Here is a 12,266-nt window from a genome sequence, read left to right as displayed (position 1 = left end):
AGGCTAACGCCGGAACCTGACAGCCAGCTGAAGCCGAAGAGAAACAGGACCAATCCTTGACTTTTCAGGCTGCTGTCAGGTCCTGGCTGTAGTATCTTTCTCTCAAATCGCATCAAAGGTGGGCTATGCGAATATTGCTGGTGGAAGATACCGAGGGGCTGGGTGAGGCCGTGGGAGCCCAGATCACCGAGGACGGCCATGCGGTGGACTGGGTGCAGTCTCTCCGGTTTGCCCAGAACAGTTTGCGGACCACCACTTACGACCTGATACTCCTCGACCTGATGCTCCCGGATGGCCATGGTCTGGATTTTCTGAAAACCATCAGAGCCAGCGGAAACAGCACCCCGGTGATTATCCTCACAGCCAGGGACCAGGTTTCAGATCGCATCAACGGGCTGAATGCCGGTGCGGACGACTACCTGATCAAACCCTTTGATCTCTCCGAATTGTCCGCACGTGTGGCCGCGGTGGCCCGTCGTTACCGGGGCAACCCGAACCCCCTGATACGGGTGGGCAACCTGGAGGTGGATCTGCACGATCACCGAATCCAGCGCAACGGCCAGCCGGTGGAACTGACAGCCCGCGAGTGGGCCTTGTTTGAGGGCTTCCTCCAGCGGCCAGGGATACTGCTCTCAAGGCAGCAACTGGAAGACAGACTGTATGCCTTCGGGGCCGAAATCGAGAGCAACACCATTGAAGTCTATATCAGCCGCTTGCGAAAAAAGCTCGGGCGCGACGCCATCGTAACGGTCCGGGGCATGGGCTACCGCCTGGAAACCGATGAGACATAACCGAAGCCTGCAAAAACGCCTTGGCGTTGGTCTGACTCTGGGAGCCACCCTGCTGTGGCTGCTTGGTGTTGCTGCGTCCGGGCTGGTGGCACAGCATGAAATGAACGAAGTCTTCGACAGCGCCCTTGAAGAAACTGCCCAACGCATTCTGCCACTGGCTGTGACAGACATCCTGAACCGGGAAACCGCTACCGGGAGCCGGACCGCACCGGCCCTGAAGGAACATGACGAGTACCTCACCTATGTGGTCAGGGATCGCCAGGGAGCCCTCCTGCTTCAGTCCCACGATGCGGACCCCGATGTCTTCGCTGCTCTGCCCCGTGAAGGCTTCACCGACACTCCCACCCACCGCATTTATGGAGCCTCGGCGGTCAGCGATACCATTTACATCGAAGTCGCCGAGCCACTGGCCCACCGGCGCGAGGCCGCTCTTGAGGCCGGCCTGGCTTTGCTGGCGCCCCTGTTCATCCTGATTCCGGTCAGCCTGTTCGGTATCTGGTGGGTGTTAAGGCTGTCACTGCGCCCGGTCGTCGAATTCCAGCAGTCGATTGAATCCCGGGGCGCGAGCGACCTCTCCCCCGTCAACCAGGATGGGCTACCCGAGGAATTCGAACCCACAGCGGTTGCCGTCAACCGGCTGCTGGAGAGACTGAACCGCGCACTTGACGCAGAACGGAGCTTCACCGCCAACAGCGCGCACGAATTGCGCACACCGCTGGCCACGGCACTGGCCAAGGTGCAACGGCTGAAAACGCAACTCGAGGATCAACACCTGCGAAAGAATGTGGTTGAAATTGAAGAGGCGCTGCGCAGCCTGTCCACCTTGTCCGGAAAGCTGCTTGAGCTGGCCAAAGCCGAGGGTGGTGGAGCCCTGTCACAGAGTCCCCATAACCTTGTGCCGATACTCGCCATGATCGCCCGGGATTTTGAATCTCGAACGCCCGACCGGATTCGGCTCACGCTGCCAGAGGGTGAGGTGCAATCCCTCCTTGATCCGGATGTTTTTGCCATTCTTATCCGTAACCTGATCGAAAACGCCCTGAAGCACGGCGATAAACAACAACCCGTGGACGTGTCCTTGACCGGCGCAGGCATCCTGAGAGTCTGCAACGGCGGCGATATCGTGCCACCTGACCAACTGGCCTTGCTCCGGAACCGTTTTTCCCGCTACGACACCAAGGCAGCGGGCTCCGGCCTCGGACTCGCCATTGCTGATGCCATTGCTTCAGGCTCCGGCATGACCTTGCATTTGCGTTCTCCGGCAAGCGGGCGGGCGGATGGTTTTGAGGCCGAGGTCAATGTTACCCATGCCGGCGGGAATTCTGGCCCGTGTACCTGACTCTGAACGACCTCATTCTGCTGACCAGCATTATCCAGGCGCTGAGCCTGGCCACGTTCCTGTTGCTTCCCTCCAATATTCGACTGGTAAGCAATCAGCTGCTTGTTGCGACACTGATTTTCTTCGCAGCCGGACTTGGAGAGATTTTTCTCTATAGCAGCGGTCTGGCGCTCGAACATCCCAATCTGGCTTACCTCGGCACCCTTATCGGATTGCTGCAGGCAGGCACGCTCTTCTTATACGCCCGGGCGTTGATGTGTCGGGAGTTTCGATTGCGCAAGGAGCACCTCGTGCATACCCTCCTGTTCTGGGTTGTCGGTGCCATTTTCCTGGTCGAGTACTATTTGCAGCCAAGCGACGTAAAGCTCCGGATTCTGAACGAACGTGACCATCCGGGCGTGTTGACCTCACCGTTGCTGGCCGGGGCCGGTGCGGTGACCGGATTTCTGTTCATCAACTTCCTGACGGTTAACGCGCTCCGGTAACCGGCTATATTCACGGGGCTGGCTGCCGACCAGGCTGCGTTACTGAACGACACCACACTTCCCGAGTTTGATCAGCACCTGAAACAAGAACTGGCCCGGTTTATGGAAGAGGATAAACCCTACCTGAACTCCAACCTGACACTGGAGCAACTCGCCCAATTACATCCATTACGTCGAAGCCGTTCACGGTGCAGCCGGTGCGGGTAAACACGGGCACTGAATCTGCCCGAACAAAAAAGGGAGGCGCTCAGGCCTCCCAAGGACACACAGGGGGTAGATGCCGCCGCCGAACGTGGCGGCATCGGTTTCAGTGCTCGTTGACCGGCTCCGCGCCTGGCGCTTCCGGGTCCGGGGTGAAGCCAAGAAGGTGGGTACGCTCAATCAGGAAGTACAGCACCGCGCCGGTGGCCAGGCCCCAGCCCGCGCCGTAGACCGCCAGGACTACGCCCATGGTGCCGGCGATGCCCCGTTCGGTGTTGTTCTCCAGTTGCTCCAGCCCGACCATCAGGCAGATGTAACCGGTCAGCAGCAGGGTCAGGGACAGCGCGATGGGCAGCACCGGCTGGAAGAAGCTCACCAGGGGCAGAATGAACAGCGCGATGAAGCCGGTGATCCAGAAGGTACCGCCGCCACTGTAGATGGAATCCATCGCGTTGCGGCCGTACTTGTAGCGTTCGGCCATGGTGGCAGTCACCGCCGTCCAGATCGGGCCGGCCAGGCCCGGATACGGTGCCAGGAACGCGTGCATGCCATTGCGGATCGCGGTCACCAGATGGATGCGGTCGACACTGTTGTCGATGACCTCGTCCTTGCGCAGGTGGTCGACACGGTTCATCAGCGACTGGCCCACCACGATATCGCCAAAGGCAATCACATAGGCAATCACGGCGGTTGGGATGGCGTACAGGAACACCGAGGCATCCGGGAAGCCGACCGCGAATGGCAGGTAGTTCCAGAGTTCATCGAAGGCCGGTTTGGTAATGCCCCACTCCACATTCGGTACCGCGTACTCACCGGTGGCAAAGCCCACCAGGATAGCCACCACCATGCCCGGCACCATGCCGTAATTGGCGATCTTGCGGGCGATGGAGTTGCTCTCAACGAAGCCCTTGAACGAGGCCGAGAACATCAGGTACAGACACACCAGACCGCCGACGATCAGGGAGATCGGGGTGTTGGCCAGACGCCCGCCGGCCTCGATTTCGCCCATCAGCGCGGCGATGCCCGCACCAATGATGATGCCGCCCTTCATGGAACGGGGAATCAGATCCACCAGTTTGCTGCCCAGCCCGGTCAGACCCAGCACCAGGAAAATCACGAACACCAGAAACTGCAAAGCGAACAGCGCTTGGATCGCCTCGGGGCCGGGCTGGTAGTCCCCCAGGAACAGCAGCACCACCGGAATGCCCGGGGTGATCCAGCCGGGCACCAGGGGCACGCCGAGCAACGCCGGCAGCATGAAGCCGATACCGCAGATAACGACATAGGCCAGCGCCACGTCGTAGGGCACCCCCAGATACTTCTCCAGCAGCGGAATCATCGCCAGGCTGACCACGAACATGATCAGCGCCTGGATCATCTCCGCGAATTCCCAGCGGTAATGGACGAACGGGAGCCGGATCCGGAACGGGCCCAGGGGCCAGCAGGGCTGCTCTTCGCCGTTGTTGCGGTGGTAGATTTGCATACGTCGATCTCCGGGCCCGCGCCGGAGGCACGAGCCGATACTGTTGTTTTTGTGTCGGATTCCGGCCGCGCCTCACGGCACGGCCGGCAGGAGGGTCAGTTCAGTGCCTTGGCTTGGTCCCGCAGCACGAACTTCTGGATCTTGCCGGTGGAGGTCTTGGGCAGATCCGTGAAAATCACCGTCTTGGGCACCTTGAACCGGGCCAGATGCTCACGGCAGAAATTGATGATGTCGTCCTCGGTGACCTCCCCGGCCTCCGGCTTGAGGGTGATAAAGGCGCAAGGCGTCTCGCCCCACTTCTCGTCCGGCCGCGCCACCACCGCCGCCTCCAGCACCGCCGGATGACGGTACAGGGTGTCCTCCACCTCGATGGTGGAAATGTTCTCGCCACCGGAGATGATGATGTCCTTGAGTCGATCCTTGATTTCCATGTAACCGTCCTCGTGCCACACCGCCAGGTCTCCGGTATGGAACCAGCCGCCGCGGAACGCTTCCTCGGTCGCGGTCGGGTTCTTCAGGTAGCCCTTCATGACGGTGTTGCCGCGCAGGAAGATCTCGCCGATGGTCTTGCCGTCCCTGGGCACCGGTTCCATGGTGTTTGGATCGCCCACCATGATGCCGGCCAGGGTGTGGTAACGGACGCCCTGACGGGCCTTGATACGGGCCCGCTGCTCCAGCGGCAGTTCGTCCCACTCGGACTTCCAGGCACACACGGTCACCGGGCCATACACTTCGGTCAGGCCGTACACGTGGGTCACCTTGATGCCCATTTCCTCGACCGCGCCAATCACCTGGGCAGGGGGTGCAGCCCCGGCGGTCATGGACTTGACCTCGTGATCGATTCCCGCCTTGGCGGCAGCCGGGGCGTTCAGCAGCGCGTTCAGCACGATCGGGGCACCGCACATGTGGGTGACCTGATGGTCACGGATCAATTGCAGGATTTTCTCCGGGTCCACCCGGCGCAGGCACACGTGGGTGCCGGCCATGGCGGTCACGGTCCAGGGGAAACACCAGCCGTTGCAGTGGAACATCGGCAGGGTCCACAGATACACCGGGTGCATGCCCATGGACCAGACCGCCTGGTTGCCCAGGGCATTGATGTAGGCGCCCCGGTGGTGGTACACCACGCCTTTCGGATTGCCGGTGGTGCCGGAGGTGTAGTTCAGGGAAATGGCGTCCCACTCGTCGTCCGGGAACTGCCACTGGAAGCCGGGGTCACCTTCCTGGAGGAAGGCCTCGTAGTCGAGGTCGCTGACCTGAACCCCTTCGCCGTATTCCGGGTCGTTGACGTCGATGACCAGGGGCTTGTGTTCAAGGTGGCGGATGGCATCCTTGATGACCTGGCCGAATTCCCGGTCGGCGATCACCACCTTGGCCTCGCCGTGTTCCAGCATGAAGGCGATGGCGTCGGCGTCCAGGCGGACATTGAGGGTGTTCAGTACCGCGCCGATCATGGGCACGCCGAAATGGCATTCCACCATTGCCGGAATGTTGGGCAGCATCACCGCCACGGTATCGCCCCGCCCGATGCCCCGCCCCTTCAGCGCGGATGCCAGGCGGCGGCAACGTTCGTAGGTTTGGGCCCAGTTGTAGCGAATCGCGCCATGAATGATGGCCGGGTAGTCCGGGTATACGCTGGCGGTGCGCTCAATAAAGTCGATGGGCGACAGAACGGCGTGGTTGGCGGCGACGGGCGGCAGGCCCTGATCGAAAATCGAGGTCATGGTGTGGTCCTCTCCGGTTCTGTTGTTCTTATGGCGTCGTCAGGAATTCGTTAACATAGCTAGACTTCCAAGTGGCGGAGATAGTATTTAATGGGAACAATACTAGAAATTACACCAAGGTCTTATAGTATATATTCTATAAACATAACGACATGATCCGAGACGCCTCCCCCCTTGGGTTTAGCCTGCCCAGCCGCGACCCGCAACCTGGCCTCATTCTGGACGCGGCCGGCCGGGCGCTCCGGGCCAACACCGCCGCCGAGACCCTGCGGGCCACCGCCGGCGTGGCCCGGGCCACCGAGCTGCTGCCGGCGAACACCCCAGCCCTGGTGCGCGCCTGCTTGCAACAGGGACGCGCCATCGACGCCGTGGAATCCCGAGTCGCCGGTTACATCCTGCTCTGGACCTTCATTCCGGACACCGATACGGACCAGGTGCTGGCACGGGGCCGGGACGCCACCGAAGAGCTTCGACTCCACGACCAGGCAGTGCAGTCCAACCGCCTGTACCGGTTGATCACCGAGAACACCACCGACCTGATCTCCCGTCACGCGCCAGACGGCCGGTTTATCGACGCCACCCCAGCGTCCTGGCGGCTGCTGGGCTACTGGCCCGAGGAACTGCGGGGACAACCCCTGGAAGCCATTGTCCAGGGCGACGCTTCCTTCGCCGAGCAACTGACGGACGTCCGCAACCGGCTGCGTGACGAGGGCTACGCCACCATGACCCTGAAAATCCGGCACCGGGACGGCAGTGAACGCTGGTTCGAGGTGGCCAGCCGGGCGATACGGGAAACCTATACCGGTGCCGTGGTGGAGGTGATCAGCGTGTCCCGGGACATCACCGCCCGGGTGCAGTCAGAGGAAAACAGCCGCCGCCTGGCGGATGAACTGGCCCACGCTGCGCGCCTGGCGACCCTGGGCGAGCTGGCCTCCAGCATCGCCCACGAGATGAACCAGCCGCTGGCCAGCATCGTCAACTTCGCCAGCGCCAGCCAGCGCTACCTGAAGCAGGCGCGGAGCCGTCCCGAGTGCCTGGACCGGGTGGACGACGGCCTGCAGAAGATCGTGCACCATGCCAACCGGGCCTCGGAAGTGATCAAGCGTCTGCGGGCGTTTCTGCGCAAGGGCCAGAAACGCACCGCTCCGATCGACCTGAACGAGGTGATCGCCAACGTCGCGAAACTGTGCCAGTGGGAGGCGGACAAGAACCGGGTGCGAATCCGGGAACAACCCGCCAACGCCCAGCCGGTGATCACCGCCGACCCGATGCTGCTGGAACAGGTACTGATCAACCTGGTCCGCAACGGCATCGAAGCCATCGCCGACGCCCAGGGCCCCCGGGACGACGCCCGGCGGATGCCCGAAATCATCCTGGCCACCGGCCTCAACGCCGATGGTGAACCGGTCATCGAGGTCACCGACGAGGGCCCCGGCCTGGACGAGCAGGGCATCCGCCAGATGTTCCAGCCCTTCTACACCAGCAAGCCCCAGGGGCTGGGGCTGGGATTGTCCATGAGCCGCTCCATCATCGAGGGCTTCGGCGGATTCCTGGACGCCCGCCGGGCCCCCGGGGGCGGTCTGACCCTCACCTGCCGTTTTCCCAACCACCCGGCCAAACCCCTGACGACGGCCAAGGAGACACCAACCGATGACTGACCCTTCCGCCACCACCGTCTATGTGGTCGATGACGACGCCGGCATGCTGGAGTCCACCCAGTGGCTGCTGGAATCCGTGGGCCTCCGGGTTGAGGCCTACCGGGACGGCCGCCAGTTTCTGGACTCGGTCACCGATACCGGCGCCGGCTGCGTCATCCTGGACGTGCGCATGCCGGGCCTGGGCGGCCTGAATGTGCAGGAGGAACTGCAGAAACGGGGGCTGGCCATTCCCATCATCTTCGTTTCGGGTCACGCCGATGTTCCCATCGTGGTCCGGGCGTTCAAGTCCGGCGCCTTCGACTTCCTGGAGAAGCCCTTCAACGAACAGCTGCTGCTGGACAGCGTGCAGCAGGCCCTGCAACGGCATCCGCCGTCCGCCCACCGGCCGGGCGACGCCCCCGATCTCCAGGCGCGGATCGAGGCCCTCACCCGGCGCGAGCGGGACGTGTTCCTGCCCCTGGCGCAGGGCTATACCAGCCGTGAAATCGCCGATCAGCTGGGGGTCAGCGTCAAGACCATCGACCTGTATCGGGCCCGGGTGATGAAACGCCTCGGCGCGGACCGGCTGCCGGACGTCACCGGCATGGCCATCGCCGCCGGCTTGCTTGATCCGCTGGCTCTGCGCGAGAACCGCTAGCGCCCGGCGAGTGCCTGGACCAGGGTGCCCAGCCGGGTCACCGCGTTCTCAATGGTGGCCGTCCAGGGGTTGCCGGCGTTCAGGCGGAGACAGTTCTCGAATTTATCGGTGGTGGAGAACATCCGGCCGGGCGCCACGTTGATGTTTTCCGCCCGTGCCCGCTGAAACACCTCGGTGCCCGATACCCCATCCGGCAACTGCACCCAAAGCACGAAGCCCCCCTGCGGGCGACTGACCGCGGTGCCCTCGGGAAAGGCCCGGGCCACCGCCGCGCGCAGCCGCTCCGATGCGTCCCGGTAGTGCTGCCGGGCCGCACGCAGGTAGCGGTCGTAGCCACCCTGTTCCAGAAAGTGCGCCACCGCCAGCTGCGGAATCGTCGAAGTGGCCAGATTGACGAAATACTTGTGCTGCCGGGCGCCGGCCATGTAGCGACCGGGAATCATCCAGCCCAACCGCAGACCCGGCGAGACGGTCTTGGAAAAGGAACTGCAATAGATGACGTTGTCGGCCTGGTCGAATGCCTTGGCCGGGCGCGGCCGCTCCCCGGCATAGTAGAGATCGCCGTAGATGTCATCCTCGATCAGCGGCACGCCGGCGGCGGCCAGCATCGACACCAGCTGGCGCTTGCGCGCGTCCGGCATCCGCGCACCCATCGGGTTGCTGTGATTGGTCACCACCACGCAGGCCTTCAGCGGCCACTGCTCCAGCGCCACCTGCAGACCTTCGAGGCTCAGCCCCTCCGACGGATGGGTGGGGATTTCGATCACCCGCAGGCCCACCACCTCCAGAGCCTGGAGGATGCCGGGAAAGGACGGCGACTCCACCGCCACAATGTCCCCGGGCTGGGTCACCGCCCGCAGTGCCAGGATGATGGCTTCCTGGGCGCCGTTGGTCGCCAGCACCTCGTCCGGGCTCACTGGCACACCGATCGCGGCCATCCGCTGGGCGACCTGGCGCCGAAACTCCAGCTTTCCGGGAAAGGCATAGTCCAGCGTTTCCAGACCGCGCCGGGCGGCCCACAGAGTGCTTTGCTGGATCTGCCGCAGCGGCAGGAAATCCGGGTGCGGGATGGCGGTGGCCAGAGGCACCATGCGCTTCTGCTCGTCCGCGCACAGGTCCAGGGTCATTTCCCGGGCACTCACCGGCACCGGGCGGCTGCGGTGCCGGGGCATGTTCGGCTCAGGCAGCTCCCTCGCCGGCCGGCGCACGAAATAGCCGCTGCGCTCCCGGGCCTGGAGATAGCCCCGGGCCTCCAGGGTCTGATGGGCCTGGAGGATGGTCGATACGCTCACCCCGAATTGACGACTCAGTACCCGCACGCCGGGCAAGCGGTCACCTTCCCGGTACACGCCCTCCCGGATCAGCGCCTGGATCCGGTCCGCCACCTGATTGTAGAGGATACCCATGATTCACCCCCGGTTCGCCAGACAGACCCCCATTGCACCAGAACCGCCGCCTGTCCGGGCAGTACAGTTGCCTGGGGATTGAACCGGCACAGAACCTTCGAAAAGACATCTGTACCGATGCAAAAACAGGTTAGCTGGATCTGTTATGGCCGCCAGCCCCACCGGAAAATAGATCACAGGTCAACCGAAGAAGGAGTTTCACGATGGGAATCGCGTCCACGTCCCGGCCCATTCTGGTCCGCGGTCCGTTTCGGGAAAACCGGCAGGACGTTCTCGGCCTGTCCGGCCCCGACGACACCGCCCCAACCAGCCCCCGGGCAACCCGCCAGTGGCTGAATGCACTGGGGTTCCGGGTCAACCGGCACGGACCGGGCCACTGGGTGGTCACCCACCAGCGGGCCCTGCCGGAGATTCACCTGTACAGTGAGTCGGAGCTGGCCCGGTTCGCCCGAGACAAGGCCCGCCACTACGTTACCCACCCCCATCCGGAGAACACGCCATGAACCTCCCGATCTACCAGGTCGACGCCTTCACCCACCAACCGTTTCGGGGCAATCCCGCCGCCGTCATGCCGCTGTCGCATTGGCTGCCGGATGAAACCCTGCAGGCCCTGGCCCAGGAAAACCACCTCTCGGAAACGGCGTTCCTGGTCCCGTTGCCGGAATCCGAACCGGCGGATTTTCACATCCGCTGGTTCACCCCCACCACCGAAGTCCCCCTGTGCGGGCACGCCACCCTGGCCAGCGCCTGGGTGTTGTTCAACCGCCGGGGCTGGTCGCAACCGACGGTCCGGTTCCAATCCCGAAGCGGCCTCCTCGGCGTCCGGCGGGACACCGACGGGTGGCTGACCCTGGACTTTCCGGCCCTGGCGTTCGAGTCCGTGGCCACGCCCGCGACACTGCGCGAGGCCCCCGACGGCGCCCCGGACACCGCCTTCTATGTGCCCGCCGACACCAACTACCTGCTGGTGCTGCCGGACGAGGCGGCGGTCCGGGCCGCGCGGCCGGACCTGCGCCGGCTGACCGGCCTGGGCAACCAAGGGCTGATCATCACCGCACCCGGTCAGGACTGTGACTTCGTCAGCCGCTATTTCGCGCCGGGCGCGGGAATTGACGAAGATCCAGTCACCGGCTCGATCCACAGCGTCCTGACCCCCTACTGGTCCAAGCGGCTTGGCCGTGAGCGCCTGGAGGCCCGGCAACTGTCGGCCCGGGGCGGCGTGCTGCGCTGTCACGACCGGGGCGACCGGGTCGACATCTCCGGACAGGCGGCGTTCTATATGGAGGGCTCGGTGCAGCTGCCCTGAGGCTGGTATACTGCCGGCCGTTTTCACAGCGGCAGGCAGTCATGACGAGCGAGTCCCTTCCCCATTACGATGTCATCATCATCGGCGCCGGCGCCGCCGGCCTGATGTGCGCGGCCACCGCCGGCTACCGGGGGCGCCGCGTACTGGTACTGGACCACGCCAACCGGCCGGGCAAGAAAATCCTCATGTCCGGCGGCGGCCGCTGTAACTTCACCAACCTCAACAGCACGCCGGCCAATTTCCTGTCCGACAACCCCCACTTCTGCATCTCGGCCCTCAAACGGTATACACCCCAGGACTTTCTGGACTTGGTGGAACGCCACGGCGTGGCCTATGAGGAGAAAGCACCCGGCCAGCTGTTCTGCCGGGACAGCGCCCGGGACATCGTCAGCCTGCTGCTGACCGAGTGCGAGTGGGCCGGCGCCGAGATCCGGATGAAGACCGACGTCCAGGCCATCCGGGACGACGGTGACGGCTACCGGCTGACCACCGGTGCCGGGGCACTCCGGTGCAGCGCCCTGGTGATCGCCACCGGCGGCCTGTCGATTCCGACCATGGGCGCCACCGGCTTTGGCTACGACGTGGCCCGGCAGTTTGGGCTGGCGGTGCGGCCCACCCGGGCGGGCCTGGTTCCCTTTACCCTGCACCCGGAACTGAAGGCACACCTGGCCCCGTTATCCGGCATCAGCTGCCCGGTGGAGGTGAGCTGTCGCGGCCAGCGTTTCCGGGAGCCCATGCTGGTCACCCACCGGGGGCTCAGCGGCCCGGCCATGCTCCAGATTTCCAGCTACTGGCACCCCGGCGACGCGCTGAACCTCAACCTGGTGCCGTCCCGTCAGCCCCGGGACGATCTGGCCACGCTGCGTCGGGAAAAACCCCAGGCCACGGTGGAACAGTACTTGGCCCGGCGCCTGCCCCGGCGCTTTGCCCAGGCCTTCGCCGAACTCCAGGGCTGGCGCGGTCCTCTGCAGGGCTACCGGAACGCCGACCTGGAGCGGGTTGCCGAGGCACTGAGCCAGTGGACCGTCAAGCCGGCGGGAACCGAGGGCTACCGCACCGCCGAAGTCACCCTGGGCGGTGTCGACACCCGCCAGCTGTCGTCCAAGACCATGGCGGTGCTGGACCGCCCCAACCTGTTTTTCATCGGTGAAGTGGTGGACGTGACCGGCCACCTCGGGGGCCACAACTTTCAGTGGGCCTGGGCCTCGGGCGTGGCCGCGGGGCAGGCCGTGTGAG

General features: G+C 64.2%; 11 protein-coding genes. 8 read left to right on the top strand and 3 right to left on the bottom strand.

What is annotated here, in order from left to right; translation table 11 throughout:
- The first annotated feature begins 125 nt into the window (after positions 1 to 125).
- From BTO32_RS08620 to BTO32_RS08610, 3 genes are read left to right on the top strand one after another with little or no spacing between them, the layout of a single operon-like run.
- A complete protein-coding gene (locus BTO32_RS08620) occupies positions 126 to 791 on the top strand; it encodes a response regulator (protein WP_076724235.1) in 666 nt (221 codons plus the stop codon).
- The gene (locus tag BTO32_RS08615; protein ID WP_076724234.1) at positions 781 to 2,130 is read left to right on the top strand and encodes an ATP-binding protein; all 1,350 of its coding nucleotides are present in this window, start codon (positions 781 to 783) and stop codon (positions 2,128 to 2,130) included. The genes BTO32_RS08620 and BTO32_RS08615 overlap by 11 nt, the downstream gene beginning before the upstream one ends.
- Positions 2,121 to 2,615: a hypothetical protein gene (locus BTO32_RS08610; RefSeq protein ID WP_076724233.1), complete on the top strand. Its 495-nt coding sequence runs from the start codon at positions 2,121 to 2,123 to the stop codon at positions 2,613 to 2,615. Before BTO32_RS08615 ends, BTO32_RS08610 begins: the two co-directional genes overlap by 10 nt.
- Positions 2,616 to 2,922: 307 nt before the next feature.
- On the opposite strand, the gene BTO32_RS08605 is transcribed toward BTO32_RS08610, so the two are convergent.
- Positions 2,923 to 4,299 (bottom strand): solute carrier family 23 protein, encoded by a 1,377-nt coding sequence (locus tag BTO32_RS08605; protein ID WP_076724232.1) that lies wholly within the window; start codon positions 4,297 to 4,299, stop codon positions 2,923 to 2,925.
- 95 nt (positions 4,300 to 4,394) lie between these two features.
- Positions 4,395 to 6,023 carry an acyl-CoA synthetase gene (locus tag BTO32_RS08600; protein WP_076724231.1) on the bottom strand — a complete coding sequence of 543 codons (1,629 nt, stop codon included), beginning with the start codon at positions 6,021 to 6,023 and terminating at the stop codon, positions 4,395 to 4,397.
- Positions 6,024 to 6,175: 152 nt separating this feature from the next.
- Between BTO32_RS08600 and BTO32_RS08595 the strand changes: the two genes are divergently transcribed.
- Positions 6,176 to 7,681 (top strand): PAS domain-containing sensor histidine kinase, encoded by a 1,506-nt coding sequence (locus BTO32_RS08595; RefSeq protein WP_076724230.1) that lies wholly within the window; start codon positions 6,176 to 6,178, stop codon positions 7,679 to 7,681.
- Positions 7,674 to 8,318, top strand: coding sequence for a response regulator transcription factor (locus BTO32_RS08590; RefSeq protein WP_076724229.1), 645 nt, complete (start codon positions 7,674 to 7,676; stop codon positions 8,316 to 8,318). The genes BTO32_RS08595 and BTO32_RS08590 overlap by 8 nt, the downstream gene beginning before the upstream one ends.
- Here the strand turns inward: BTO32_RS08590 and BTO32_RS08585 are convergent.
- Complete coding sequence (locus tag BTO32_RS08585) at positions 8,315 to 9,724, bottom strand: aminotransferase-like domain-containing protein (RefSeq protein ID WP_076724228.1); 1,410 nt, start codon at positions 9,722 to 9,724, stop codon at positions 8,315 to 8,317. The two genes, BTO32_RS08590 and BTO32_RS08585, sit on opposite strands and share 4 nt — an antisense overlap.
- Positions 9,725 to 9,927: 203 nt before the next feature.
- On the opposite strand from BTO32_RS08585, the gene BTO32_RS08580 reads away from it, so the two are divergent.
- Genes BTO32_RS08580 through BTO32_RS08570 form a run of 3 tightly spaced genes read left to right on the top strand, consistent with a single transcriptional unit; the run spans position 9,928 to position 12,265 of the window.
- Positions 9,928 to 10,227 carry a hypothetical protein gene (locus BTO32_RS08580; protein WP_076724227.1) on the top strand — a complete coding sequence of 100 codons (300 nt, stop codon included), beginning with the start codon at positions 9,928 to 9,930 and terminating at the stop codon, positions 10,225 to 10,227.
- Entirely contained in the window at positions 10,224 to 11,030 is an 807-nt protein-coding gene (locus BTO32_RS08575) for a PhzF family phenazine biosynthesis protein (RefSeq protein WP_076724226.1), read from the top strand. Before BTO32_RS08580 ends, BTO32_RS08575 begins: the two co-directional genes overlap by 4 nt.
- A gap of 41 nt (positions 11,031 to 11,071) precedes the next feature.
- Positions 11,072 to 12,265, top strand: a complete 1,194-nt coding sequence (locus BTO32_RS08570) for a BaiN/RdsA family NAD(P)/FAD-dependent oxidoreductase (RefSeq protein WP_076724225.1) — start codon at positions 11,072 to 11,074, stop codon at positions 12,263 to 12,265.
- Position 12,266 lies beyond the last annotated feature (1 nt).

The organism is Marinobacter lutaoensis (assembly GCF_001981305.1).
Lineage (GTDB): Bacteria > Pseudomonadota > Gammaproteobacteria > Pseudomonadales > Oleiphilaceae > Marinobacter > Marinobacter lutaoensis.
The sequence above is the reverse complement of the archived record's forward strand: the minus strand, read 5'-3'. Positions and strand labels throughout refer to the sequence as shown.

Bases quoted from the DNA above. Each gene is read 5' to 3' on its own strand.
- BTO32_RS08620 (WP_076724235.1), top strand. From the start codon at position 126: ATGCGAATATTGCTGGTGGAAGATACCGAGGGGCTGGGTGAGGCCGTG.
- BTO32_RS08615 (WP_076724234.1), top strand. From the start codon at position 781: ATGAGACATAACCGAAGCCTGCAAAAACGCCTTGGCGTTGGTCTGACT.
- BTO32_RS08605 (WP_076724232.1), bottom strand. From the start codon at position 4,299: ATGCAAATCTACCACCGCAACAACGGCGAAGAGCAGCCCTGCTGGCCC.
- BTO32_RS08600 (WP_076724231.1), bottom strand. From the start codon at position 6,023: ATGACCTCGATTTTCGATCAGGGCCTGCCGCCCGTCGCCGCCAACCAC.
- BTO32_RS08595 (WP_076724230.1), top strand. From the start codon at position 6,176: ATGATCCGAGACGCCTCCCCCCTTGGGTTTAGCCTGCCCAGCCGCGAC.
- BTO32_RS08590 (WP_076724229.1), top strand. From the start codon at position 7,674: ATGACTGACCCTTCCGCCACCACCGTCTATGTGGTCGATGACGACGCC.
- BTO32_RS08585 (WP_076724228.1), bottom strand. From the start codon at position 9,724: ATGGGTATCCTCTACAATCAGGTGGCGGACCGGATCCAGGCGCTGATC.
- BTO32_RS08580 (WP_076724227.1), top strand. From the start codon at position 9,928: ATGGGAATCGCGTCCACGTCCCGGCCCATTCTGGTCCGCGGTCCGTTT.
- BTO32_RS08575 (WP_076724226.1), top strand. From the start codon at position 10,224: ATGAACCTCCCGATCTACCAGGTCGACGCCTTCACCCACCAACCGTTT.
- BTO32_RS08570 (WP_076724225.1), top strand. From the start codon at position 11,072: ATGACGAGCGAGTCCCTTCCCCATTACGATGTCATCATCATCGGCGCC.